This window comes from Kosakonia sp. (genome assembly GCF_032052965.1).
Taxonomy (GTDB): Bacteria; Pseudomonadota; Gammaproteobacteria; order Enterobacterales; family Enterobacteriaceae; genus Kosakonia.
On the sequence record NZ_DAMBVN010000004.1, the window covers coordinates 127,987 to 151,643 of the forward strand.

General features: G+C 53.5%; 27 protein-coding genes. 18 read left to right on the forward strand and 9 right to left on the reverse strand.

Going from position 1 to position 23,657, the window contains the following annotated elements:
- Nucleotides 1-19 precede the first annotated feature (19 nt).
- Entirely contained in the window at nt 20-1,222 is a 1,203-nt protein-coding gene (locus RTX30_RS07385; protein WP_312688485.1) for an MFS transporter, read from the reverse strand.
- A 79-nt stretch (nt 1,223-1,301) separates the two neighbouring features.
- Here RTX30_RS07385 and RTX30_RS07390 point away from each other — a divergent pair, with 79 nt between their 5' ends.
- Nucleotides 1,302-1,871, forward strand: a complete 570-nt coding sequence (locus RTX30_RS07390) for a TetR family transcriptional regulator (RefSeq protein ID WP_312688487.1) — start codon at nt 1,302-1,304, stop codon at nt 1,869-1,871.
- Here RTX30_RS07390 and RTX30_RS07395 read toward each other — a convergent pair.
- Nucleotides 1,842-2,567 (reverse strand): 2-phosphosulfolactate phosphatase, encoded by a 726-nt coding sequence (locus RTX30_RS07395; protein WP_312688748.1) that lies wholly within the window; start codon nt 2,565-2,567, stop codon nt 1,842-1,844. The two genes, RTX30_RS07390 and RTX30_RS07395, sit on opposite strands and share 30 nt — an antisense overlap.
- A gap of 10 nt (nt 2,568-2,577) precedes the next feature.
- The gene (locus tag RTX30_RS07400) at nt 2,578-2,796 is read right to left on the reverse strand and encodes a hypothetical protein (protein ID WP_312688489.1); all 219 of its coding nucleotides are present in this window, start codon (nt 2,794-2,796) and stop codon (nt 2,578-2,580) included.
- A gap of 180 nt (nt 2,797-2,976) precedes the next feature.
- Here RTX30_RS07400 and RTX30_RS07405 point away from each other — a divergent pair, with 180 nt between their 5' ends.
- The 3 genes from RTX30_RS07405 to RTX30_RS07415 all read left to right on the forward strand — a co-directional run bounded on the left by RTX30_RS07405 (nt 2,977) and on the right by RTX30_RS07415 (nt 4,407).
- Nucleotides 2,977-3,399, forward strand: a complete 423-nt coding sequence (locus RTX30_RS07405; RefSeq protein ID WP_312688750.1) for a type VI secretion system amidase effector protein Tae4 — start codon at nt 2,977-2,979, stop codon at nt 3,397-3,399.
- A complete protein-coding gene (locus RTX30_RS07410) occupies nt 3,396-3,869 on the forward strand; it encodes a hypothetical protein (RefSeq protein ID WP_312688491.1) in 474 nt (157 codons plus the stop codon). The genes RTX30_RS07405 and RTX30_RS07410 overlap by 4 nt, the downstream gene beginning before the upstream one ends.
- 73 nt (nt 3,870-3,942) lie before the next feature.
- The gene (locus tag RTX30_RS07415; protein ID WP_312688492.1) at nt 3,943-4,407 is read left to right on the forward strand and encodes a hypothetical protein; all 465 of its coding nucleotides are present in this window, start codon (nt 3,943-3,945) and stop codon (nt 4,405-4,407) included.
- Nucleotides 4,408-4,493: 86 nt separating this feature from the next.
- On the opposite strand, the gene RTX30_RS07420 is transcribed toward RTX30_RS07415, so the two are convergent.
- A complete protein-coding gene (locus RTX30_RS07420) occupies nt 4,494-5,795 on the reverse strand; it encodes an MFS transporter (protein WP_312688493.1) in 1,302 nt (433 codons plus the stop codon).
- Between the two features lie 222 nt (nt 5,796-6,017).
- Between RTX30_RS07420 and RTX30_RS07425 the strand changes: the two genes are divergently transcribed.
- On the forward strand, nt 6,018-6,419 hold the full coding sequence (locus tag RTX30_RS07425; protein WP_312688494.1) for a BPSL0067 family protein: 402 nt from the start codon (nt 6,018-6,020) through the stop codon (nt 6,417-6,419).
- Entirely contained in the window at nt 6,406-6,774 is a 369-nt protein-coding gene (locus RTX30_RS07430) for an STY0301 family protein (RefSeq protein ID WP_312688495.1), read from the forward strand. The genes RTX30_RS07425 and RTX30_RS07430 overlap by 14 nt, the downstream gene beginning before the upstream one ends.
- A 217-nt stretch (nt 6,775-6,991) precedes the next feature.
- Here the strand turns inward: RTX30_RS07430 and RTX30_RS07435 are convergent, their stop codons facing one another.
- Nucleotides 6,992-8,677, reverse strand: a complete 1,686-nt coding sequence (locus tag RTX30_RS07435) for an aspartate:alanine antiporter (protein WP_312688496.1) — start codon at nt 8,675-8,677, stop codon at nt 6,992-6,994.
- Between the two features lie 280 nt (nt 8,678-8,957).
- Between RTX30_RS07435 and ybjM the strand changes: the two genes are divergently transcribed.
- Entirely contained in the window at nt 8,958-9,335 is a 378-nt protein-coding gene (gene ybjM / locus RTX30_RS07440; RefSeq protein WP_312688497.1) for an inner membrane protein YbjM, read from the forward strand.
- Nucleotides 9,336-9,366: 31 nt separating this feature from the next.
- Here the strand turns inward: ybjM and RTX30_RS07445 are convergent, their stop codons facing one another.
- The gene (locus RTX30_RS07445; protein WP_312688499.1) at nt 9,367-9,630 is read right to left on the reverse strand and encodes a GrxA family glutaredoxin; all 264 of its coding nucleotides are present in this window, start codon (nt 9,628-9,630) and stop codon (nt 9,367-9,369) included.
- Between the two features lie 175 nt (nt 9,631-9,805).
- Here RTX30_RS07445 and nfsA point away from each other — a divergent pair, with 175 nt between their 5' ends.
- The 11 genes from nfsA (at nt 9,806) to RTX30_RS07500 (ending at nt 21,315) form a co-directional block, all read left to right on the forward strand.
- The gene (gene nfsA / locus RTX30_RS07450; RefSeq protein WP_312688501.1) at nt 9,806-10,528 is read left to right on the forward strand and encodes an oxygen-insensitive NADPH nitroreductase; all 723 of its coding nucleotides are present in this window, start codon (nt 9,806-9,808) and stop codon (nt 10,526-10,528) included.
- A 72-nt stretch (nt 10,529-10,600) separates the two neighbouring features.
- A complete protein-coding gene (rimK, locus tag RTX30_RS07455; protein WP_312688503.1) occupies nt 10,601-11,503 on the forward strand; it encodes a 30S ribosomal protein S6--L-glutamate ligase in 903 nt (300 codons plus the stop codon).
- 86 nt (nt 11,504-11,589) lie between these two features.
- On the forward strand, nt 11,590-12,069 hold the full coding sequence (locus RTX30_RS07460; protein ID WP_312688505.1) for a YbjN domain-containing protein: 480 nt from the start codon (nt 11,590-11,592) through the stop codon (nt 12,067-12,069).
- A gap of 348 nt (nt 12,070-12,417) precedes the next feature.
- Nucleotides 12,418-13,530: a spermidine/putrescine ABC transporter substrate-binding protein PotF gene (potF, locus tag RTX30_RS07465; protein ID WP_312688507.1), complete on the forward strand. Its 1,113-nt coding sequence runs from the start codon at nt 12,418-12,420 to the stop codon at nt 13,528-13,530.
- Nucleotides 13,531-13,669: 139 nt separating this feature from the next.
- On the forward strand, nt 13,670-14,803 hold the full coding sequence (potG, locus tag RTX30_RS07470) for a putrescine ABC transporter ATP-binding subunit PotG (protein WP_312688509.1): 1,134 nt from the start codon (nt 13,670-13,672) through the stop codon (nt 14,801-14,803).
- A 9-nt stretch (nt 14,804-14,812) separates the two neighbouring features.
- Nucleotides 14,813-15,766 (forward strand): putrescine ABC transporter permease PotH, encoded by a 954-nt coding sequence (potH, locus tag RTX30_RS07475; protein ID WP_312688511.1) that lies wholly within the window; start codon nt 14,813-14,815, stop codon nt 15,764-15,766.
- The gene (gene potI, locus RTX30_RS07480; protein ID WP_312688513.1) at nt 15,763-16,608 is read left to right on the forward strand and encodes a putrescine ABC transporter permease PotI; all 846 of its coding nucleotides are present in this window, start codon (nt 15,763-15,765) and stop codon (nt 16,606-16,608) included. Before potH ends, potI begins: the two co-directional genes overlap by 4 nt.
- Nucleotides 16,609-16,682: 74 nt before the next feature.
- On the forward strand, nt 16,683-17,153 hold the full coding sequence (locus RTX30_RS07485; protein ID WP_312688515.1) for a YbjO family protein: 471 nt from the start codon (nt 16,683-16,685) through the stop codon (nt 17,151-17,153).
- Nucleotides 17,154-17,194: 41 nt separating this feature from the next.
- Nucleotides 17,195-18,325, forward strand: coding sequence for a 23S rRNA (uracil(747)-C(5))-methyltransferase RlmC (gene rlmC / locus RTX30_RS07490; protein WP_312688517.1), 1,131 nt, complete (start codon nt 17,195-17,197; stop codon nt 18,323-18,325).
- Between the two features lie 66 nt (nt 18,326-18,391).
- Nucleotides 18,392-18,823 carry an Sbal_3080 family lipoprotein gene (locus RTX30_RS07495; protein WP_312688519.1) on the forward strand — a complete coding sequence of 144 codons (432 nt, stop codon included), beginning with the start codon at nt 18,392-18,394 and terminating at the stop codon, nt 18,821-18,823.
- Between the two features lie 164 nt (nt 18,824-18,987).
- Complete coding sequence (locus RTX30_RS07500; protein WP_312688521.1) at nt 18,988-21,315, forward strand: FdhF/YdeP family oxidoreductase; 2,328 nt, start codon at nt 18,988-18,990, stop codon at nt 21,313-21,315.
- 54 nt (nt 21,316-21,369) lie between these two features.
- Here RTX30_RS07500 and artJ read toward each other — a convergent pair whose 3' ends face one another.
- The 3 genes from artJ to artQ form a co-directional block, all read right to left on the reverse strand.
- Nucleotides 21,370-22,101, reverse strand: coding sequence for an arginine ABC transporter substrate-binding protein ArtJ (gene artJ / locus RTX30_RS07505; RefSeq protein ID WP_312688523.1), 732 nt, complete (start codon nt 22,099-22,101; stop codon nt 21,370-21,372).
- Nucleotides 22,102-22,270: 169 nt separating this feature from the next.
- Nucleotides 22,271-22,939, reverse strand: a complete 669-nt coding sequence (gene artM, locus RTX30_RS07510; protein WP_312688525.1) for an arginine ABC transporter permease ArtM — start codon at nt 22,937-22,939, stop codon at nt 22,271-22,273.
- The gene (artQ, locus tag RTX30_RS07515; protein ID WP_312688527.1) at nt 22,939-23,655 is read right to left on the reverse strand and encodes an arginine ABC transporter permease ArtQ; all 717 of its coding nucleotides are present in this window, start codon (nt 23,653-23,655) and stop codon (nt 22,939-22,941) included. The genes artM and artQ overlap by 1 nt, the downstream gene beginning before the upstream one ends.
- Nucleotides 23,656-23,657 lie beyond the last annotated feature (2 nt).

Here is a 23,657-nt window from a genome sequence, read left to right on the forward strand (position 1 = left end):
AGCAAATGCCGCTGATGTCTCAGCAGCTTTCGGCTTCCGCTTCTGTTGCCGGTCTGGCAACCGCACGGGCGACCAGCGCGGCAACCAGCACCAGGCTTAATACCACCAGCATGGCGCTGCGTAAGCCATAGTGCTCGCCAAGGAAACCGAGCAGCGGCGGGCCCACCAGGAAGGCCAGATAGCCGGTGGTTGCTACGACGCTGACGCGGGTAGGCGCGTCCGGGCCGGTATCGCTGGCAGCGGAAATCGTCAGCGGGAAGCCGAGCGAGGCGCCCAGCCCCCACAGGATAACCGACACGCCCGCCACCCAGGCGCTGTCAACAAAGATAATCAGCCCAATGCCCAGCGCTCCTAAAATGGCGCTGGCGCGCACCACCGCCACCCGGCTGTAGCGATCGATAAACCAGCCGCCGGTAAAACGCCCCACGGTCATGCCCAGGGTGAAGCCAGTATAAATCAGCGAGCCAGACGTTGGGCTAAAGCCGTGGCCGTCGACCATTAGCAGCGGCAACCAGTCATTGGCGGAACCTTCGGCAAAGGCCATGGCCAGAACGATCACCCCAATCAGCAACAGTTGTGTATCGCGCCAGAACGGTAGCCCTTTTTTCCCGCTGGCATCATCGCCGGCGGCGTCTTTCCCGGTACCGTCGGGAATGGCGGCAATGGCCAGCATTATCGGTACGATGGCCACCAACGCCGCCAGCAGAATATGCACGTTCGCTGCCAGACCCAGCGCTGTTAATGTCATGCCGATGCCGGCGCCAACCAGCGTGCCCAGGCTGTAAAAACCGTGCATCATGGGCAGCACTGTCTTATTCATCTCCTGCTCAACTACCGCCCCTTCGATGTTCATCGCCACTTCACCAGAACCCATGCTGCCGCCAAAGAAGGCAAGGCCAACGGCAAATAACAACGGTGATGCAAACCACAAGGCCACACTGAGGATCAGCATACCCAGCACGGCAACCGACATGCTGGCGCGGATCACTTTCCGCGCGCCAAAGCGTTTCACCAGCCAGCCAGAGGCAAGAATACCGCTCATCGACCCTACCGACAGACCAAATAACACCGCCCCCATTTCTGCGGTGGAGACGGAGAGGATGTCGCGAATTGCTGGCGTGCGTGTGGCCCAGGAAGCCATTAGCAAGCCGGGCAAAAAGAAGAAGGTGAATAACGCCCATAGGCGATTTCGCAGGGCTTTGCGGGTATCGTTTGCAGTCATAGCGTCACATCGGACAAGAAAAGGTGAGACAACACTAGCAAGGAAGTGTACATTTGTACATAAATGAGTGAGAGGACTTATGGCCCGTCGACCTAACGATCCGCAGCGGAGAGACCGCATCCTGCAAGCCACGCTGGACACCATTGCTGAACATGGCATCCATGCGGTAACGCATCGCAAAATAGCCCGTTGTGCGGATGTACCGCTCGGCTCTATGACCTATTATTTTGCGGGTATTGAGGCCCTGCTCGAAGAAGCCTTTACCTGCTTTACACAGCAAATGTCTGCGCAATATCAGGCGTTTTTCGACGGTGTTGACAGCCCCGGGCGGGCCTGCGATGCGATCGCAGAGCTGATTTATAGCGCGCAGGTCACTACCGTGCGCAATATGGAATTGATGTATCAGTTGTATGCTTTTTCGACTCGCCAGCCAGGGCTAAAAAGCATAATGCAAAACTGGATGCGGACCAGCCAGACCACGCTTGAACAGTGGTTCGAGCCGGTAACGGCCCGCGCGCTGGATGCGTTTATTGAGGGAATGACACTGCATTTTGTTACCGATCGCGAACCGCTGCACCGTGACGAGATCCGTTTCATGGTCGGGCGGATCGCCGGCCTGTCAGACAGGCTGATAACACCCGTCGCTTAACCGGCAGGCATACGGGCTGACATCCGTTGCCAGGCACAGTGCAACATCGTCGGCAAAACCCCGCGCCACCAGTTCGTTAGCGGATGAACAATGGTAAAGATCCTCTTGCCGACAGGCGTTAAATGCCGCCATTGCAGCGCGAGCTTCTGGCGACATACTTTCTCTTCCCAGTGCGGCGATAATCGCTCCAGCGGCAAGGTGATCTTCCAGCGCCGGGCGCAGACTGCCGTCTGGCCAGCGTTCTCCTGCCGGGATAACGACGATGTGTTTAAACGCCGCGCAGGCCCGGGCGGTGGCGGCTCTGTTGCGAAAGCAGCCGCTAAAGACTGCCGCCCCGCAGTCGCGCGCCTGAAAAGAGAGTGTCGATCCGTTCGGTGAGGGCAACACCAGCCGGTGTCCGGCAGGAATAGTCAACAGTGATGCAGGCGAAAGAGTGTAGCGATCGCCCGCGAAGGTGCGGGTGAAGCTGGCGACATCTGCCCCGTTTTCCTGCGCAAAGCGCCGGGCGCTTTCATCCTTCCACGGCCAGGGATAAATGTGCGCCTGGTTATCATTAGCAATGCTGACACAGCTGGAGAAGGACATCACATCGACAATCACCACGCAGTCCACATGCCGGGCAAGTTGTTTCGCGGCGTTCTGCCCCCACTCCAGCCGAACGTCGAAGCGGCTTTGTTGGTACCACGTCTCATTCATCATGCGCCTCTTATTCCACACGGGTGACATCGGGATGCCGCTCACTGGCGGCTTCGTGGAAAATATCGCCCAGCCAGCCGGGGATCCCGGCTTCACTGAGATCGTCAGGAATGATAATCCCATACAAGCGTGAGTATTTATTTTCATTCCTGTCGACGCGAAAGACCTGCCAGCGGCCCTCAACGCGCTTAACACCTATATAGCGGCCAAAAACGTTATAAATCTGCATAGGGAGCCGTCCTTCCGGTTGCGGTTCTGTTAATAAAAGAGGGAACTGTCACGAAAATCAATCATCATGGTGAATAAATTCTCGCCAGTTATAGCGAGGCCGCCTATTCTTTGGGGGCAAAAATGATGAACAGCATGGTGTGTTAAATCTCCGGGAAACCCTCAATAAAGGACAACTGTGATGCTATCGTTCAGCCAACTCTGGGATAATCATCCCTATCCGGACAGCCCCTGTGACAGCTCTTTTGTCAACCAGTGTGCCATCAGAATGGGCGTGGCGCTGGAGAAGTCGGGCGTTAACCTCAACATCTATCATGGGGCGAAGTGTTACCCAGGCTTCGGCCATAACCCCAAACATGTGCTTCGTGCACAGGAACTGGCCAGTTGGCTCTTAAACCGCAAGGATCTGGTCGGCCAGGCCGTCAAGAAAAAATCCGTTACCCAGTCAGATTATGCCGGTAAAAAAGGCATCGTCTTTATTCAGGATGGTTGGGGTTCAACCGATCATATTGATGTCTGGGATGGCAGCAAAATGATGATGAAAGGCGGAAGTCCGGATTATTTTGCTTTAGGGAAAGAGGTGTGGTTTTGGGAGTTATTATGACCAGGATAATCCAGTATACCGCCGGGATTGCTGCGCTGCTGCTGAGCTGCCAGAGTTATGCCGACTCTGCCGTGACGGACAGCTTTGACTGGCAAGGCCACCAACTGGTGTTGCAGCAGGCGCAGGGTAAGTGTGAGTTGGAAATCGCTTCGCCAGGTAAAGAGAAAGCAACGCATGTGCTGAACATGACTCCACCTTGCTACTTTTTACGCCGCGGTGAGGCGCAGCCTTTGCATTACGCTTTTCCAAAACAGAACGTGAGCGCCGCTTTTATTATTCTTGGCACGCCACTCACGCCAGACGAACAAAAAACCTGGAATGTTTCCGCCTCTATGCAGTGTGGAACCCAAGGGCAGGGCGTATTCTTCACGGGCAAAACATTTCGGCTGAGTGAAAAGTCACTCAACAGAATGTTGCTATGCAAAGACAAAGGGACGGATGAGAAAAACTTTCGGTTCCTGCTGCAATAGTGCAAAAATAGCCGTAACCAGGGCCGAAAGGCCCTTTTTTCTTCACCCCTAGGGGAAAATAAGCAGGCAGGGAATGATTGTTAATACAGTGATGTGGATAATTTCGTCGATGATCTTTTTCGCCTGGATCTTCGGCATCACTCTAAAACGTTCTTTTGCCGCCAACGCAAAGCATTTTTGTCTTCTGCTGGTGGTACACGTGGCGCTTAGTATTACCGCCATTGAACTGAAAAAACGTGGCGTGGTGGTGCTGCACAAGAGCGATAGCCTGTGGCTGCGTGAGGGTCTGGCAGTACTGTTAAAAAGTTATATGGTGCTGGTGATGGTCATTATGGTGAGCTTTATGGTTGCGCTGGTCAGCCGGGGCGCGCAGCAGATGACGCATTTTCATAAAACCTATAACGCCGGGAATCTGAACCGTAACCCGGTGAAATTTTACCTGAACCGGCAGTCGGCCATTGTCTGGGGGTATCGATTTTTCTTCCTGCTGGGCGGCGTCTATATGCTGTGGGCTATCTGGTTCCGCCTGCCATTTTAACCGGCAAGTATCCTTGGCAATACGCACTGTGCGCAGGTTGAGATTTTAACGTCAATGTCTGCGTTTGTATCAGTTATATGCCCTCGCTATGCAGGGCGTTTCTCACCCCTTTCGCGAAAGGCCGCCGGGTACGTTTTCTGGTAATAGCCTTTCATTTCCCTCTCATCGAGCGACAGCGCTTTTTTCAGATGTGATGACCAAAGCAGGACGAGCGCCATCAGCATGACCACCACTCCGCAAGCCACAGCGAATAGCGTGACGCCAAGCCAGTGAAGATACCAGCCTGCAATAATCACCCCAAAAGGGTTGGCGAGGCTTGAAAGGAAGGCCGCCATCGCTGCCATACGCGCCCGGTAATGCCCGGGCGTGGCGATTGATCTTAGCGTGCTGAGATTGACATTAATAAAAATAAACGCCAGACCGCTGAAAAAAGCCAGTGCAATCGAAGCGGTCATATTCGCCACCACCACAATACCCATGACACTGCCGCCCAGACACACGAACCCCACAATGACTGTGCCAAAACGGCCCATCCCCGTGCTGAGCACCCGATTGAAATAAAGGCTGCCAGACAGCAATCCGAGGGCAAATGAACACTCAAATGCGCCCAGGTACCAGGGCGACAGGTGTAATTGTGTGATGATCCAGTAGGGCACCGCCACCGAAAAGAAGGGAAACAGCGTGAAATTAATCAAGGCAGAAATAAGGGCAATATAGCGCTCTGATTTAACATGATAAATGGCCCTGAACCCCTCACGTGTTTTGCTTAACCAGCTTGCGCTTTTGTGCGCCGGGTGCGCGGGCATGGCGCTTTTCATCAGCAACGCAAAGGCCAGGCATGAAAACCCCTGCAGAACCACAGCAACATACAGGGCCACACTTGCAGAAAACAACCCGACAAGCGACGCGACAAGCAATGGAGCGGATAACGCAATCACAGAATTGATCGCGGAACGGCTGGCAATCGCCCGGGACACCTCACCTTCTGCGACCAAATCGGGTATTAATCCCATGATCGTGGGTTCCCTCGCCGAGGCGACAGCACTGATCACAACAAGGCCAGCGGTTACGGCGACGAGATGAAAATACCCTGCAGAACAGGCGAGGGAAAGCAGCACGATCACGATGAAAACAATGCACTGGCCACTGAGGATGAATTTGCCGCGATGAAACTGATCGCCGAACGCAGCCAAAAAAGGCTTGAGATAAACCTCAGTGGCAACGGAAAAGGCGATCAGCGAGGAAAATGCCACCGCGGAATGCGTTTCCTGTAAACACCACCAGGCCAGCGCAAAACGGAACACATGCGCTGTCAGCAGGCTGAGCGTTGTGCCTGTCTGTAACAGGAAAAATCTGCGTCCGAGTTGCATGAATCCATCGATTTTCATGGTGATTTCAAAACCAGTCGACTGAGATAAATACCACCATAACGTCCTGCTAACGTGACGTACATCCCGCAAGAAAAGGTAGGGTATATTCCTTTGTTTACGTTAAGTAAAAATTAGTTCTAAGAATTATCTTAATCAGTAAAACGTATTCATTCCCAGCTTGCTTATCTTTCAGTACGGCACAGAATATCACCGGATAAACCTTATGGAGATCAGCAGGAAATGGCGTACATCGCAGCAACGCCCCGAGCTTATATTGGGCAATCTGTTGGGAGTGGTCAATGTGTGGCTTTTACACAAAAAGCAGCCAATATGCCTCGTACAGTAAACTGGAAGCGCGGTGCGCTGGTTAAAGGAAATATGAATATCGCACCAGGAACAGCGATAGCGACATTTGATGACAATGGCCAGTATGGCAACCATTCGGACGGACGCTCTCACGCGGCCATATATATGGGACAAGATTCAACGGGTATACAGGTATTGGATCAGTGGGTAGGGCATGGTTTTGACAGAAGTGGTGCAAAGGTTGCTGTCCCTAAACCTGTAAGCCAAAGAACAATAAGTTTTACTCCCAAAAGCCGTGCTGAAAACGTTGGAGGAAATTATTATGTTGTGGAGTAAGGCAATTCTTTTAGCCTCTGCTATCTCGCTATTTTCTACGGCCGTCTACGCTGAAAAAATAACCTGTCCTGAGGTCTTAAAGGATAGCGGTAAAATATACCGAATGAATATGGTTAGCGTTTTTGAGGGTAAGCCAGAAAAACTGGTCGATTTGATGCCCGATACCGATGACAACATGATCTGGACGCTAAAACAATCTCAGCAAAATGTAAAAGCACAGCATACGGCTATGTACCTGGTATGCCGGTATAAAGGGACAGATAAAACAGCGACACTGAAAATTCCTGCGTCGGCGAAACAATGCACAGCATGGTTTGGGGATAATAAAAACCAATTTTATGCCGCCTGCGAATAACGTTAACAGAGCATGCCTGATGTACTGCTACTGTGGCGGCATGACAACCGGTGTCGGTTGTTCTCAGGCAACAAAAAACCCATCAACCTTGAACCTAAGTGGCGGGGTTGATGGGCTCCACAAAATGGGGACATCAAAGAAAAGCAGTGGCACTAGTTATGACTGACACTCCAGAAAAAAGTTCTGCTCGTAACGGAAATATTTTTCATCTTCAGACTTATCCGAGGCCAGGCCAGATGATGATGATCAATGTACCGGCTAACGTCAGCAACACGTTGGCGATGGCGTAAGTGCCCGCATAGCCCAGCGCCGGGATATTGCTTCGCGCGGTATCGCTGATGATCTCCATGGCCGGTGCGCAGGTACGCGCCCCCATCATGGCACCAAACAGCAGGGCGCGGTTCATCTTCAGCACATACGCGCCGAACAGGAAACAGATTAGCACCGGCACCAGGCTAACAATCAAACCGGCCACCAGCATCTGGCCGCCCACCGCGCCCAGACCATTACCAATCCCACTGCCCGCGCTCAGGCCAACGCCGGCCATAAACACCATCAAACCAAACTCTTTTACCATCATCAGCGCGCCCTGCGGGATATAGCCGAAGGTCGGGTGGTTGGCACGCAGGAAGCCAAGCATGATGCCGGCAAACAGCAGGCCTGCAGCATTCCCGACGCCGAAACTGAAGGAACTAAACTGGAAGGTGATCATGCCGATCATCAGGCCGACAATAAAGAACGCGCAAAAGGCGAGCAGGTCGGTAACCTGACTGTGAATGGAAATAAAGCCAATGCGATCGGCGATGGTTTTCACCCGGCGTGCATCACCGCTGACCTGCAATACGTCGCCTTTGTTGAGCACGATGTTGTCATCGATCGGCATTTCAATCTGGCTGCGGATCACGCGGTTCAGGAAACAACCGTGATCGGTAAGCTTAAGCTGTGCCAGGCGGCGACCCACTACGTTATGGTTTTTGACCACGATCTCTTCGGTAACGATGCGCATATCGAGCAGGTCGCGGTCGAACACTTCTTTGCCGTTGCGGAAACTCGGATCGAGGCGCGCATGCGCATCCGGGTAGCCCACCAGCGAAATCTCATCACCCATTTGCAGAACGGCGTCACCGTCCGGGCTGGCAAGTATGCCATTACGACGAATACGCTCGATATAGCAACCGGTCTGGCGGTAAATCCCCAGCTCTCGCAGGTTTTTTCCATCGGCCCAGGCCACCAGTTCCGGGCCCACGCGATAAGCTCGGATCACCGGCAGATAGACTTTACGGTGAGCATCGGTATCGAGCCCGCGTTCCCGGGCAATTTGTTGGGCGCTGGTCTGCAGGTCTTGGTGTTGCAGCTTCGGCAGATAGCGGGCACCAAAGATCAGACTCACCAGACCAATTAAATAGGTTAACGCATAGCCAAGGCTGAGGTTATCCAGCGCGCTGGAGAGTTGGCCGCTTTCCATGCCTGAGTGGCGCAATGTATCGCCCGCACCGACGAGTACCGGGGTTGATGTCATGGACCCTGCCAGCATCCCGGCGGTCAGGCCGATATCCCAGCCGAAGAGTTTGCCTAACCCTAACGCAATCAACAGGGCGCTGCCGACTAATACCAGCGCCAGCATCAGGTAATTCTTACCATCCCGAAAAAAAATGGAAAAAAAGTTAGGCCCGGCTTCAACGCCGACACAGAAAATAAACAGCATAAAGCCCAGGTTTAGTGCATCGGTGTTAATGCTGAAATGCTGCTGACCCAATAATAATGAAACGACTAAAACGCCAATGGAATTACCGAGTTGTACTGAACCAAGGCGTAATTTACCGAGACAAAGCCCGAGAGCCAGAACGACAAACAATAACAGTATGTAATTCCCGTTTAACAAATCTGCGACGTTTATATTCACGGAGGCTAACTTCTTGTTTACTTGTAAGCTGTTGAAAGAAATGGTTATTTAAGCTAGTGTTTTGTTTGTGCGCTGACGTAAAAAATCAGTGCCATACCAGAACTTCCTCACAAAACAAAAACTGGCCGCTAGTTTAATCGTATTGGATTACAACGGCTAGTGAGAATCGCGTATTCACTCGGGTACTTTTTTAGGCAAGGATCGCCACCATGCTTTATCTGTCCGGACGTTCTTTTTGAATGAATGATAAGTACGCCAGAGAAAGTTTCAGGAGGATTGTTTGAAGAACAGACAAAGTTGGATCGGTTTTATTTGCTGTTTTATCCTTTTTATTGCGGTTTGCCTTTTTCTGATCCTAAAGGTGCGCGCTGAATTACCGGGTTCTGCGCATCCTGAATTGGGGCTACTGCTGTTCATCATTCCTGGTGTGGCGGGCTGCCTGGTTTCGCGCCGTCGCCATATCATATTGCCGCTGATGGGCGCGGTTGTGGCTGCGCCTGTCTGCTATGTACTGGCTCATCTGTTGTTAGCCCCGGCTCGCCCGTTCTGGCAACTGGTGGCATGGATGTTCAGTGCGGTGTTCTGGTGCGGCATTGGCGGGTTAGGCTGCCATTTTTTGCGAAATCTGTGTCACGCTCAGGCCGGTAGCAGAAAATAAAACGCCCTCAGCAGAGGGCGTTTTTCTTGTATCAGGCAAACAGGCCAAGATTCGCTTTGGCATAAGCTTCAAAGTCGGTATATCCGCCAATGTGCTGCTGATCGAGGAAAATCTGTGGCACGGTCTCAACCGGTTTGCCCACGGTTTTTTCCAGATCCGCTTTGGTGATCCCTTCAGCGTGGATGTCCACATAACGATAATTAAAGTCATCGCGCTCGTTGGTCAGTTTTTCTGCCAGTTCTTTTGCGCGTACGCAATATGGGCAGCCAGGGCGGCCAAAAATTACAGCGAACATGCTCTCTCCCAATCTTTAATTGACTACCGGCTATGATGACCATAACCGACGGTGAGGGAAAGCAGGTTATGCCTGTTGCTTTAATTTTTGCAACCTTTCAGCGCAACGCACGGTAATACACGCCGGGCAAGCTGGCCTATACTGGAGGTCTTGTTTATCCGGGGGATTATTCATCATGACACCGACGATTGAATTGCTGTGCGCCCATCGTTCCATTCGCCATTTTACCGATCAGCCCATAACTGAAGCCCAGCGTGAGGCGATCATCGCCAGTGCGCAGGCGACATCCAGTTCCAGCTTCCTTCAGTGCAGCTCGATTATTCGGGTGACCGATCCGGCCCTGCGTCAGCAGCTGGTCACGTTAACCGGCGGGCAACCCCATGTAGCGCAGGCAGCGGAGTTCTGGGTGTTCTGCGCAGATTTCCATCGCAATTTTCAGATCTGCCCGGAGGCTAACCCTGGCCTGGCGGAGCAGTTACTGTTAGGTGTGGTTGATACCGCGCTGATGGCGCAAAATGCTTTTACGGCGGCGGAATCGCTGGGGCTGGGCGGTGTGTATATTGGCGGCATTCGTAACAATATTGAAGCAGTAGGGGAGCGGTTGCAGATCCCGCGGCACGTTCTGCCCCTGTTTGGCCTGTGCCTTGGCTGGCCTGCGGACGATCCGGGACAGAAACCGCGTCTGCCTGCTCAACTGGTGGTGCATGAAAATCACTACCAGCCGCTGGATGAAGCGGTACTGGCAGAGTATGACCGGCAAATCGCGCACTATTATCAGACACGTGGTAGCAACACCCGCACCGATACATGGAGCGATCATATTCGGCGGACCATCATTAAAGAGAGCCGTCCGTTTATTCTTGATTATTTGCATAAACAGGGCTGGGCGACACGCTAATTCCCGTTCATCCTGCACGTCGCTACGTGTATTATACGCGGGCTTTAACCGGTCTTCTTAGCGAGGTGCAGGGTGAAAATAGCCATATTATCCCGGGATGGAACGCTCTATTCATGTAAACGTCTGCGAGAAGCCGCCATGCAGCGCGGCCACGTCGTCGAAATCCTCGATCCGCTTTCGTGCTATATGAATATCAGTCCTGCGGCATCGTCGATTCACTATAAAGGCCGCCAGCTGCCGCATTTTGATGCGGTGATCCCGCGTATTGGTTCAGCCATCACCTTTTACGGTACCGCCGCCCTGCGCCAGTTCGAAATGCTGGGAAGTTATCCGCTGAATGAATCTGTTGCGATTACCCGTGCCAGAGACAAGTTGCGTTCTTTACAACTGCTCGCGCGGCAGGGCATTGATTTGCCCCTGACGGGCATTGCCCACTCTCCTGATGACACCAGCGATCTGATCAATATGGTAGGCGGTGCGCCGCTGGTGGTGAAACTGGTTGAAGGCACGCAGGGTATTGGCGTGGTACTGGCCGAAACCCGGCAGGCTGCCGAAAGTGTGATCGATGCGTTTCGCGGGCTAAATGCACACATTCTGGTTCAGGAATATATCGCAGAGGCCAAAGGCTGCGATGTGCGCTGCCTGGTAGTGGGTAATGAAGTGGTGGCGGCGATTGAGCGCCGGGCGAAAGAGGGCGATTTCCGCTCGAACCTGCATCGCGGCGGCGTGGCGACGGTTGCGACTATCTCGCCGCGTGAGCGCGAAATGGCGTTGCAGGCCGCACAGACACTGGGGCTTGACGTGGCCGGGGTGGATATTCTGCGCGCCAATCGGGGGCCGCTGGTGATGGAAGTGAACGCATCCCCAGGCCTTGAAGGAATAGAAAAAACCACCGGGGTGGATATTGCAGGGCGGATGATCCAGTGGATTGAACGCCATGCCACGCCGGGGTTTTGCCTGAAAACAGGCGGGTAGGTCGATTTTCCTGCGCTATTAATGGTATGGCTGACGCTTTTTGCGTAAGCTATGGGCAATTTTTTTCAGTAAGAGAGCACTGCTTTATGGATTCACTCGTCGTTCCTGGTCTGGACACGCTTCGTCACTGGCTCGACGAACTGGGCATCACCTTTTTTGAGTGTGATAACTGCCAGGCATTGCACCTGCCGCATATGCAGAATTTTGACGGCGTGTTCGATGCCAAAGTCGACCTTGTTAATGACATTCTGCTTTTTACCGCCATGGCTGAAGTCAAGCCTTCTGCGCTGCTCGCGCTGGCCTCCGATCTGTCCGCCATTAATGCCAGCTCACTCACGGTTAAAGCGTTTCTGGATATTCAGGATGATAACCTGCCCAAGCTGGTGGTCTGTCAATCTTTATCGGTCGGCCCTGGCGTCACGTTTGAGCAGTTTGCCTGGTTTGTTCGTCAAAGCGAAGAACAGATCTCGATGGTGATTATGGAAGCCAATGCGCATCAGCTGTTATTCACTTCCGGGGAAGAAGACCTGTCGGCTGCTGAAGAGTCGCACAATTTTCTTCACTGACTCGTCGTCGCATTAGCGCAGTCGCTGCCAGAGCGACTGCATAATAAATATTATTATTCTGCAATTAACCTTTTCTTAAAGCATTATTCACCGCCAATCCTCGCGTAACGGCTTATCACATAGACACTTCTTGCATAAAAAATTGATAAAAGGCGTTTTTTAATCTGACCTATAGCCTCAAACCCTGGCTACAGTTATTCTTGCGGTGCTTAAAATAGCATGCGGCGTCCGCCGGAAGCGTTTTCTGCTCCGGTGCTGTGCAGAGTGACAAAATATGCATGATTCTTGCATATCTTAAATGCGTACACTTAGTTCGTAGATTGACGAACTTTCCAGAAGGAATGAGATATGACCGCCTTGAGTAAAAAATGGGTATCGGGTCTTGTTGCGGGTGCGTTGATGGCTGTCTCTGCCAGCACGCTCGCAGCGGAGCAAAAGACGCTGCATGTTTATAACTGGTCTGATTATATTGCGCCGGACACCGTCGCGAATTTCGAAAAAGAAACCGGCATTAAAGTCGTTTACGACGTGTTTGACTCCAACGAAGTGCTGGAAGGTAAATTGATGGCGGGCAGTACCGGCTTCGACCTGGTGGTGCCATCTGCCAGCTTCCTTGAGCGCCAGCTGGCGGCCGGTGTTTTCCAGCCGCTGGATAAAAGCAAGCTGCCGAACTGGAAAAATCTCGATCCGGAAGTGCTGAAAATGGTCGCTAAACACGATCCGGATAACAAATACGCTTTCCCGTATCTGTGGGCCACGACCGGCATTGGTTATAACGTCGATAAAGTGAAAGCTGCACTCGGCAAAGATGCGCCGGTGAACAGCTGGGATCTGGTGCTGAAACCCGAAAACCTCGAAAAACTGAAAAGTTGCGGTGTCTCCTTCCTGGATGCACCGGAAGAGATTTTCGCCACGGTGCTGAATTACCTCGGCAAAGATCCGAACAGTAGCAAGGCGGATGATTACAGCGTTGCAGCCACCGATCTGCTGCTGAAGCTGCGTCCGAATATCCGTTACTTCCATTCCTCGCAGTACATCAATGATCTGGCAAATGGCGACATCTGTGTCGCTATCGGCTGGGCTGGTGATGTCTGGCAGGCTGCGAACCGCGCTAAAGAAGCGAAGAATGGCGTAAACATCTCCTATACCATTCCGAAAGAGGGCGCGCTGGCGTTCTTCGATGTCTTCGCTATGCCGGCAGATGCGAAAAACAAAGACGAGGCTTATCAGTTTCTTAACTATCTGATGCGCCCGGATGTGATCGCCCACATTAGCGATCATGTGTTCTACGCTAACGGTAACAAAGCCTCGGTACCGCTGATCAGCGCCGAAGTGCGTGATAATCCGGCTATTTTCCCGCCGCCGGATGTTTTCGCCAAACTGTTTACGCTGAAAGTCCAGGATCCGAAAATCGACCGCGTCAGAACCCGCGCGTGGACTAAAGTTAAAAGCGGCAAATAATTCAATCACCTGACGGGTGAACTGCTGCACCGGGGCAGTGCAATTGCCCCACAAATGGACAGAGGCGTTGGCCCTCTGTCCAGTCATTTGTACGACAACCCGTTGATACGGGTCGATGTTTTTGCCGGAGAGCACTTGAGTGAATGACGCTATCCCCCGCCCACAGGCGAAGAGCCGCAAGGATCTGACGCCGCTGCTGGAAATCCGCAATCTGACCAAATCCTTCGACGGCCAGCATGCTGTTGATGATGTCAGCCTGACCATTTATAAAGGCGAAATTTTTGCCCTGCTCGGTGCATCCGGCTGTGGCAAATCGACGCTGCTGCGTATGCTCGCCGGTTTTGAACAGCCCACTCACGGGCAGATCATGCTTGATGGTGTGGATCTGGCGCATGTGCCGCCCTATCTGCGACCGATCAATATGATGTTTCAGTCTTATGCGCTCTTCCCGCATATGACGGTGGAACAGAACATTGCCTTCGGCCTGAAACAAGACAAGCTGCCAAAAGCGGAAATCGCCAGCCGCGTGGCAGAAATGCTGAGCCTGGTGCACATGAGCGAATTTGCCAAACGCAAACCGCATCAGCTTTCGGGCGGGCAGCGTCAGCGCGTTGCGCTGGCTCGTAGCCTGGCCAAGCGGCCAAAACTGCTGCTGCTTGATGAGCCGATGGGCGCGCTGGATAAAAAACTGCGCGACCGCATGCAATTAGAAGTGGTGGATATTCTTGAGCGCGTAGGCGTGACTTGCGTAATGGTAACGCACGATCAGGAAGAAGCCATGACCATGGCCGGGCGTATCGCGATCATGAATCGCGGTAAGTTTGTGCAAATTGGCGAGCCGGAAGAGATATACGAACACCCGACAACCCGTTACAGCGCGGAGTTTATCGGTTCGGTGAATGTTTTCGAGGGGCTGTTAAAAGACCGCCAGGATGACGGGCTGGTGATCGAGTCACCAGGGCTGGTGCATCCGCTGAAAGTCGATCCCGATGCTTCCGTCGTGGATAACGTGCCTGTTTATGTGGCGCTGCGTCCGGAAAAAATCATGCTGTGCGACGAGCCGCCCGCTGATGGTTACAACTTTGCCGTAGGTGAAGTGGTGCATATCGCTTACCTGGGTGACCTCTCTATTTATCACGTGCGTTTGCAAAGTGGGCAAATGATCAGCGCCCAGTTGCAGAACGCGCATCGCTACCGTAAAGGCGCACCGACATGGGGCGATGAAGTTCGTCTTTGTTGGGATGCGGATAGTTGTGTGGTTCTGACGGTTTAAGGAGCGATGATGAGTACACTGGAACCACCGTCCCGCGTCGCCAAACCGGGCGGTCTGACACTGTGGCTGGCGCGTATGCAAATGCGCCACGGGCGCAAGCTGGTGATTGCGCTGCCTTACATCTGGCTGATGCTGTTGTTTCTGCTGCCGTTTTTGATCGTTTTCAAAATCAGCCTGGCAGAGATGGCGCGGCAGATCCCGCCGTACACTGACCTGATTGAATGGGCTGATGGTCAGCTGACCGTGACGCTGAATCTGGGCAACTTCCTGCAACTGACCGATGATCCGCTCTATTTTGAAGCGTATCTCCAGTCGTTGCAGGTGGCGGCGATTTCCACGCTCTGTTGTCTGCTGTTGGGCTACCCGCTGGCGTGGGCGGTGGCACACAGTAAGCCATCAACGCGTAACATTCTGCTGTTGCTGGTGATCCTGCCGTCGTGGACGTCATTTCTGATCCGTGTTTATGCATGGATGGGGATCCTGAAAAATAATGGCGTGCTGAACAACTTCCTGATGTGGCTGGGCGTTATCGATCAGCCGCTGACGATCCTGCACACCAACCTGGCGGTGTATATTGGCATTGTGTATGCCTATCTGCCGTTTATGGTGTTGCCGATTTATACCGCGCTGACGCGTATCGATTATTCGCTGGTGGAAGCGTCGCTGGATCTTGGCGCCCGCCCGCTGAAAACTTTCTTCAGCGTCATTGTGCCGCTGACCAAAGGCGGAATTATTGCCGGGTCGATGCTGGTGTTCATTCCGGCGGTGGGGGAGTTTGTGATCCCGGAACTGCTGGGCGGCCCGGATAGCATTATGATTGGCCGCGTGTTATGGCAAGAGTTCTTTAATAACCGTGACTGGCCGGTGGCATCGGCGGTGGCGGTGATCATGCTGCTCCTGCTGATAGTGCCGATCATGTGGTTCCATAAACACCAGCAGAAACAAGGGGAGGGCCACGCATGAACAACTTACCGGTAGTGCGCTCGCCGTGGCGTATTCTGATCCTCGTGCTCGGCTTTACCTTTCTGTATGCGCCAATGCTGATGCTGGTCATCTACTCGTTTAACAGCTCAAAACTGGTGACCGTGTGGGCGGGCTGGTCTACGCGCTGGTATGGCGAGCTGTTTCACGACGATGCGATGATGAGCGCGGTGGGGCTGAGTCTGACCATTGCTGCCTGTGCGGCCACCATGGCAGCGGTGCTGGGTACCATTGCAGCGGTGGTCATGGTGCGTTTTGGCCGCTTTCGTGGCTCCAACGGCTTTGCCTTTATGATCACGGCACCGCTGGTGATGCCGGATGTGATCACCGGTCTGTCACTGCTGCTGTTGTTTGTCGCTCTTGGTCATGCGATTGGCTGGCCTGCGGATCGCGGCATGCTAACCATCTGGCTGGCGCACGTCACCTTCTGTACGGCTTATGTGGCAGTCGTTATCTCTTCGCGCCTTCGTGAGCTGGACCGCTCAATAGAAGAAGCCGCGATGGATTTGGGCGCAACGCCGTTGAAGGTGTTCTTTGTGATCACCCTGCCGATGATCATGCCCGCGATTGTCTCTGGCTGGCTGCTGGCGTTTACCCTCTCGCTGGACGATCTGGTGATTGCCAGTTTTGTTTCCGGCCCGGGCGCGACCACCTTACCAATGCTGGTCTTCTCCAGCGTGCGAATGGGTGTGAACCCCGAAATTAACGCGCTGGCCACTTTGATCCTCGGCGTGGTCGGTATTGTGGGTTTTATCGCCTGGTATTTAATGGCCCGCGCGGAAAAGCAGCGTGTCCGTGACATCCAGCGTGCAAGGCAAGGCTGAAGTTATTAGAATCGGGAAATTGTGTTGCTGATGCCGCGCCTGCCGCGGCATTTTTTCACAGGGAAAACACCGAATTGGGATCTGTTAACAAGACAGCGCATCATGCGAAGCTGAATGTGCCTGCCCTGGTGCAGGTGGCGGCTATCGCCATTATTATCATTCGCTGTGTAGATATGCTGATGGTCATAAACGTGCTGGGCGTGCGCGGGATGATTGATTTTGTTCAGCGCAGCGCGCAGACCTGGAGTCTGACGCTGATTTTCCTGGGCAGCCTGCTGCTGGTGTTTATTGAGATCCTGTGTGCGTTTTCCGTGGTGAAAGGACGCAACTGGGCGCGCTGGCTCTATCTTGCTGCCCAGGTCGTTGCCAGCGGCTATTTATGGGCTGCATCGCTGGGCTATGGTTATCCGGAATTGTTCAGTATCCCGGGCGAGTCGCGGCGCGAAATTTTTCGCTCGCTGGTGATGCAAAAACTGCCGGATTTGCTGGTGCTGTTCCTGTTGTTTATCCCCTCGCCAAGCCGACGCTTTTTCCGTTTGCAATAACGGTGGTACAATCCCGCCCCCGCAAAACGAAAGGCTTTATTATGCAGTGCGCACTTTACGATGCTGGTCGTTGCCACTCCTGTCAGTGGATTGAACAACCCATCGCCACGCAACTCACCGCGAAAATGGACCATCTCCGCCACCTGCTGGATGGATTACCCGTCGCGCAGTGGTGTGTGCCGGTGAGTGGTCCGGAACAGGGGTTTCGTAATAAAGCCAAAATGGTGGTCAGCGGCAGCGTCGAAAAGCCGCTGTTGGGCATGCTGCATCGTGACGGTACGCCGGAAGATCTTACCGCGTGCCCGCTCTACCCGCCGACATTTGCCCCGGTTTTTGCCGCACTCAAGCCGTTTATTGCGCAGGCTGGATTAACCCCCTATAACGTGGCGCGTAAGCGTGGCGAGTTGAAGTACCTACTATTAACAGAGAGCCAGCAGGGCGGTGACATGATGCTGCGTTTTGTTCTGCGCTCGGAAGCTAAACTCGCGCAATTGCGCGCCGCGCTACCGGCCCTTCAGGCTCAGTTACCGCAGTTGAGAGTGATCTCCGCGAATATTCAGCCAGTGCATATGGCCATTATGGAAGGGGAGCATGAAATCTTCCTGACGGCGCAACAGGCGTTGGCGGAAAATTTTAACGGCGTACCGCTGTGGATCCGCCCACAGAGTTTTTTCCAGACCAACCCAACGGTAGCAAGTTGTCTGTATGCCACGGCGCGCGACTGGGTGCGGGCGTTGCCGGTGGCGCATATGTGGGATTTGTTCTGCGGTGTCGGTGGTTTTGGCCTGCACTGCGCCACGCCGGAAATGCGCCTGACTGGCATTGAAATCGCGCCGGAAGCCATTGCCTGCGCAACGCTATCTGCCCAGGCGCTGGGGCTGAAAAATCTGCAGTTCCAGGCGCTGGATTCCACGCAGTTCGCCACCGCGCAAGGCGACGTGCCGACGCTGGTGCTGGTTAATCCGCCAAGACGTGGTATTGGCGCACCCCTGTGTGACTATTTAAGCCGCATGGCACCGCCTTACATTGTTTATTCCAGCTGCAATGCCAGCACCATGGCCAGTGATATTCGCCGTCTGCCGGGCTACCGTGTTGAACGCGTGCAGCTGTTTGACATGTTCCCGCATACTGCCCATTACGAAGTGCTGACGTTGCTGGTTCGACATCCTTAATTTTCGTCAATGCCCTATCCGGATCCTGGTGGCATAATGCTCCGGCGTAAATAAACAATGGATAAAATGATGAAAATAAAAATGTTATTGCCGGTCATTCTCTTCGGCCTGGTGGGATGTACCTCGGTCCGTGTCACGCCGTTAGCGAAAACAGAAGCCATTAACCGGATTTGTATTCAAAAAAATGATGCGGTAAAAGTCAGCGATCTGTTGCCTGTTGTGCAGCAACGGCTGACGTACAACCATATCCAGTCGGTGGTGTTCAGCGGCAACCGTCCGGATAATTGCCCCTATATCATGAACTATACGGCGCGTCGTACCTGGGATGTGGTGCCGTATCTCTCCTCTGCCGAATTTACCATCAATCGTGATGGCGTGATGATTGCCTCGGCAGAGTTCCATTTACGCGCCGGCGGTGGATTGTCACTGATGAAATGGCGCGGAACAGACTACAAAATCAACCCGGTGATTGACCGCCTGGTTGGCGCCGCCGATTGATTCAACACCTCCCACAGCCACGCTACCCGGGTGTGGCTGCTTTAAATCGCGCATTCTGCCGCTTATTTACGCTTGCGCGAGATTATATTCTCGCTGTCTGCCGCAATTTTTGGTTTTTATACCAGGCTTAAGCATTAGCAGGTCAACTGATAATGTGGGGCAGAATGAAAGAGCAAAAACGATCAACGATTGGTATCGCGCCATACGGCGGTTCAGCAGGTGGCTGGGGCGCGCTCAAAGCGGTGGCGGACGCACTCCGCGGCCAAATGTCAGTCAAACAGGACGTGATTGCACTTTTCAAAGTTAACCAGCCGCAAGGGTTTGATTGCCCAGGCTGCGCATGGCCCGATCCACAGCATACCTCCTCGTTTGAATTTTGTGAGAACGGCGCGAAAGCGGTGTCATGGGAAGCAACCAGCAAACGCACCACGCCTGAATTCTTTGCTGCTCACACCGTCAGTGAGCTGTGGCAGCGGAATGCTTTCGAACTGGAAGGCGAAGGGCGTTTAACGCACCCGATGAAGTACGACCCGGCCAGCGATACCTATCAACCCGTTGACTGGGACACCGCTCTGCAAGAGATCGGCGAACATCTGCAAGGTTATCAGGACCCTAATAGTGTGGAGTTTTATACCTCTGGACGGGCCTCCAATGAGGCGGCATTCCTCTGGCAACTGTTTGCGCGTGAGTATGGAACAAATAACTTCCCGGATTGCTCGAATATGTGCCATGAACCGACCAGCGTGGGGTTACCGGAGTCAATCGGTGTGGGTAAGGGGACGGTGGAACTGGACGATTTTGACCATTGTGACCTGGTGCTGTGCATTGGGCATAATCCCGGCACGAACCACCCGCGTATGCTCGGTACTTTGCGGGAAGTTGCCAAACGCGGTGCCACCATCGTTGCTATCAACCCGTTGCGGGAAAGGGGGCTTGAACGTTTTACCTCGCCGCAAAGCCCCATTGAGATGCTGGCGTTAGGCTCTACCAAACTGGCCTCCACCTATTATAAAGTGCGGGTTGGCGGCGACGCCGCGATGCTCAAAGGAGTGATGAAAATCCTGTTGTCGATGCACGAAGAGGCGCAGGCAAAAGGCGACGCCGGCGTGATTGACGAGGCATTCATTCGCGAACATACACAGGGGTTCGAGGCGCTGAAAGCGGATCTCGACGCCACTGACTGGGATCATATTCTTAAGCTCTCCGGCATGGATCGCAAAGAAATTCAGAATATTGCCCGACTTTATGCCGATGCAGAGCGCACCATTATTTGTTATGGAATGGGCATCACGCAGCACCAGTATGGCACGCAAAACGTGCAGCAAATTGCTAACTTATTGCTGCTGCGCGGCAACATTGGCAAGCAAGGCGCAGGCATTTGCCCGCTGCGCGGTCACTCGAATGTTCAGGGCGATCGCACGGTTGGCATTACTGAAATTCCCGCTCCGGCACTGCTGGATCGCATTGAAAATGTATTCGGTTTTACGCCACCACGTGAGCATGGTCACGGTGCGGTGGCGGCAATCCAGGCGATGCGCGACGGTAAAGTCAACGCTTTGTTGTGTCTGGGGGGTAACCTGGCAGAAGCGATTTCCGATCCGCAAACCACCTTTCCGGCGATGCGTAAGCTTGATCTGGTGGTGCATATGGCCACCAAGCTCAACCGTTCGCATTTACTGCTGGGGAAACACAATTATCTGCTACCGGTATTAGGTCGCACAGAAACCGATATGCAGCAATCGGGGGCGCAGAGCGTGACGGTGGAGGACTCGATGTCGATGGTACATGCCTCGCGCGGTACGCTGACCCCCGCCTCGCCGCACCTGAAATCTGAACCGGCACTGGTTGCAGCTCTGGCTAAAGCAACCCTGCCGGATACCGTGGTCGATTGGGACAAAATGGTGCGCGACTACAATAATATTCGCGATGCGATAGAAGCGGTCTTTCCCGATTTTCACCAGTACAACGAACGGGTAAAAACACCTGGCGGGTTCCGTCTGCCTAACGCTGCATCCGTCCGGGTGTGGAATACGCCTTCGGGCCGGGCTGAATTTAAAGTGATGCAGGGAATAAACGAAGATCCGCGATCGCTGAAATGCCACGATTTGGTGCTGACCACACTGCGCAGCCACGATCAATACAACACTACGTTGTACGGGCTTAACGATCGCTATCGCGGGGTGACCGGGCGTCGTGACGTGCTGTTTATTAATGCCGATGAAGCCGAGAAGCGTGAGCTACGTGTGGGTGATCAGGTGAATGTGGTTGCACTCGATCCGCAGGGCAACCCGACGTCGCGGCGGATGGAAAACCTGACCATTGTGGTGCTGGATATGGCACCGGGGTCGGTGGGCGCATATTACCCGGAAGCAAATGTTCTGGTCCCCCTCGACAGCCACGACACCAAAAGCGGTATTCCGGCGTATAAAAACGTGCCTGTTGCGATGGAGCGTGTTCAGGTTCCGTCAGTGACGTCCGGGGCGCGGCGGTGAAGGAAGGTGAGGAAATAAACCCGATGAGTCGAAGCTCATCGGGTTATGTGCAGATTACTGCGGGAACCACTGGTCGCTGATTTTCTGATACGTGCCGTCGGCTTTAATGGCTTTCAATGCGGCGTTCAGTTTTTCCAGCAGGGCTTTATTGTCCGGACGTACCGCAATGCCAAGGCCGGTACCAAAGTATTGCGCGTCGGTCACTTTTGGCGTAGCAACCCCCAGTTGTGGGTTGGTTTTCAGCCACTCATTTACTACTGCCGTATCGCCGAAGACGCCATCCAGACGGCCATTTTTCAGGTCGATAATCGCATTCTGGTAGCTGTCATAGGCCACTGTTTTGACTTCCGGGTGCTTATCCTGCAGGTATTTCTGGTGTGTGGTGCCGTTTTCCATACCGATACGTTTACCTTTCAGATCCTCAAAGGACTTGAAAGCGTCTTTTTTGGCAATAACCAGCGCAGAGTTGGCATAGTACGGTTCGGTAAAGGCAACCTGTTTACTACGTTCCGGCGTGATATCCATACCCGAAATCACCGCATCATATTTTTTAAATTTCAGTGCCGGGATCAGGCTGTCAAAGGCGTGGTTCGTGAACGTGCACTCTGCCTGCATCTGTTTGCACAGCGCATTGGCCAGATCGATATCAAAACCGACGATTTTGTTGTTCGCATCCATCGATTCGAACGGCGGGTAGGTGGCGGAAACGCCAAAATTAATTTTATCAGCAGCAGAGGCACCTGCGGCGAAAGTGGCGAGAAGGGCGGCCAGTATCAGTTTTTTCATTATGGAACTCCTGTCTGTCAATCTTATTGTTGTTGCCGTGTCTGAGGCATGGGCTAACAATGCCATCTACTGAATTTATATGCAACAAAAATGCTTAACTATTTTATGTGGCCAATAAAAAAGGCGGGTAATAAATGCGTTACCCGCCTCGTGTTTATTATTTATGCAATCAGTTGCGACGTTCGAAAGCCAGCGCTTTGCGTTCAATCAGACGCATCATCAGGGTCAGCAGACCATTCACCACCAGATAAATCAGACCGGCCGCACCAAATACCATCACATCGTAGGTGCGCCCGTAGAGCAACTGTCCATGCCCCATCACTTCCATCAGCGTGATGGTGTAGGCCAGCGAAGTACTCTTAAACACCAGCACCACTTCGTTGGAGTAGGAGGAGAGTGCACGTTTAAACGCATAAGGCAGCAAAATCGCCAGCGTCTCTTTTTTACTCATTCCCAGTGCCTGGCAGGATTGCCATTGACCGTCCGGAATAGCACGAATCGCCCCGTAAAAAAGCTGGGTGGTGTAGGCGGCGCTGTTCAGCGACAGTGCCAATAGTGCGCACAGCCACGGCTCCGACAGCAAATGCCAGATTACCGGGTAGTTCTGCAATGTCGGAAACTGCCCCGGCCCGTAGTAGATCAGGAAGATCTGTACCAGCAGCGGTGTGCCGGTAAACAGGGTAATGTAACCGCGCACAATCAGCGTCAGTACCGGTGTTTTCAGGGTCAGCACAATGGTGAACACCAGTGAAAGCACCAGCGCAACCACCAGTGATGCCACGGTCAGCGTCAAACTGGTATGCAGGCCTTTGAACAGTTCGGGTAAGAATTCCAGCATCAGCCCGGTCTCCGTTCAAAGCGCGTGGCGCGCAGATCAATACGTTTAAGGATCCACTGGCTGAGCAGGGTGATCACCAGGTAAATCGCCGCCGCCACAATGTACCAGGTAAACGGCTCCTGCGTACGGGTAGCGATACTTTTGGTTTGCAGCATCAGGTCGTTAACGCTGATCAGCGACACCAGCGCGGTGTCTTTGAGCAACACCAGCCACTGGTTCCCCAGCCCTGGAAGCGCATGACGCCACATTTGCGGCATCACCAGACGGAAGAAGATCGCCGCTTTCGACAGACCCAGCGCCTGGCCGGATTCGCGTTGCCCATCCGGTACGGCTTTCAGCGCGCCGCGCAGCGTTTGCGAAGCGTAGGCTGCATACAGCAGTGACAGGGCGATCACACCACAAAAGAAGGGGCTGACATCAAAGTTCTCAATCTGTACCTGTACCGGAATGCGCACGACACCCAGGTTGATGGAAAAACCATCGGAAAGCACCAGTAACAGCTGTGAGGAGCCAAAATAGATAAACAGCACCACCAGGATTTCAGGCAAGCCGCGCAGCAGTGTGACCCACGCCGTGCCAATCCATGCAATGGGACGCCATTTAACGGACTCCCAGACGGCAAAGATCATTGCCAGAATCAGGCCGATGATCAGCGCACAAACGGCAAGGCCGACGGTCATCCCGGCGGCGCTCGCTAATGGAAACATTTCGTTCATTA

Excerpts from the sequence above, each read along its gene's own strand:
- RTX30_RS07385 (WP_312688485.1), bottom strand. The coding sequence starts at position 1,222 with ATGACTGCAAACGATACCCGCAAAGCCCTGCGAAATCGCCTATGGGCG.
- RTX30_RS07400 (WP_312688489.1), bottom strand. The coding sequence starts at position 2,796 with ATGCAGATTTATAACGTTTTTGGCCGCTATATAGGTGTTAAGCGCGTT.
- artM (WP_312688525.1), bottom strand. The coding sequence starts at position 22,939 with ATGCTGGAATTCTTACCCGAACTGTTCAAAGGCCTGCATACCAGTTTG.
- RTX30_RS07430 (WP_312688495.1), top strand. The coding sequence starts at position 6,406 with ATGTTGTGGAGTAAGGCAATTCTTTTAGCCTCTGCTATCTCGCTATTT.
- RTX30_RS07415 (WP_312688492.1), top strand. The coding sequence starts at position 3,943 with ATGATTGTTAATACAGTGATGTGGATAATTTCGTCGATGATCTTTTTC.
- RTX30_RS07460 (WP_312688505.1), top strand. The coding sequence starts at position 11,590 with ATGGATTCACTCGTCGTTCCTGGTCTGGACACGCTTCGTCACTGGCTC.
- artQ (WP_312688527.1), bottom strand. The coding sequence starts at position 23,655 with ATGAACGAAATGTTTCCATTAGCGAGCGCCGCCGGGATGACCGTCGGC.
- RTX30_RS07445 (WP_312688499.1), bottom strand. The coding sequence starts at position 9,630 with ATGTTCGCTGTAATTTTTGGCCGCCCTGGCTGCCCATATTGCGTACGC.
- nfsA (WP_312688501.1), top strand. The coding sequence starts at position 9,806 with ATGACACCGACGATTGAATTGCTGTGCGCCCATCGTTCCATTCGCCAT.
- artJ (WP_312688523.1), bottom strand. The coding sequence starts at position 22,101 with ATGAAAAAACTGATACTGGCCGCCCTTCTCGCCACTTTCGCCGCAGGT.
- RTX30_RS07495 (WP_312688519.1), top strand. The coding sequence starts at position 18,392 with ATGATGAAAATAAAAATGTTATTGCCGGTCATTCTCTTCGGCCTGGTG.
- RTX30_RS07390 (WP_312688487.1), top strand. The coding sequence starts at position 1,302 with ATGGCCCGTCGACCTAACGATCCGCAGCGGAGAGACCGCATCCTGCAA.
- potF (WP_312688507.1), top strand. The coding sequence starts at position 12,418 with ATGACCGCCTTGAGTAAAAAATGGGTATCGGGTCTTGTTGCGGGTGCG.
- RTX30_RS07395 (WP_312688748.1), bottom strand. The coding sequence starts at position 2,567 with ATGAATGAGACGTGGTACCAACAAAGCCGCTTCGACGTTCGGCTGGAG.
- RTX30_RS07425 (WP_312688494.1), top strand. The coding sequence starts at position 6,018 with ATGGCGTACATCGCAGCAACGCCCCGAGCTTATATTGGGCAATCTGTT.
- RTX30_RS07405 (WP_312688750.1), top strand. The coding sequence starts at position 2,977 with ATGCTATCGTTCAGCCAACTCTGGGATAATCATCCCTATCCGGACAGC.
- RTX30_RS07420 (WP_312688493.1), bottom strand. The coding sequence starts at position 5,795 with ATGAAAATCGATGGATTCATGCAACTCGGACGCAGATTTTTCCTGTTA.
- RTX30_RS07500 (WP_312688521.1), top strand. The coding sequence starts at position 18,988 with ATGAAAGAGCAAAAACGATCAACGATTGGTATCGCGCCATACGGCGGT.
- potH (WP_312688511.1), top strand. The coding sequence starts at position 14,813 with ATGAGTACACTGGAACCACCGTCCCGCGTCGCCAAACCGGGCGGTCTG.
- potI (WP_312688513.1), top strand. The coding sequence starts at position 15,763 with ATGAACAACTTACCGGTAGTGCGCTCGCCGTGGCGTATTCTGATCCTC.
- rlmC (WP_312688517.1), top strand. The coding sequence starts at position 17,195 with ATGCAGTGCGCACTTTACGATGCTGGTCGTTGCCACTCCTGTCAGTGG.
- RTX30_RS07410 (WP_312688491.1), top strand. The coding sequence starts at position 3,396 with ATGACCAGGATAATCCAGTATACCGCCGGGATTGCTGCGCTGCTGCTG.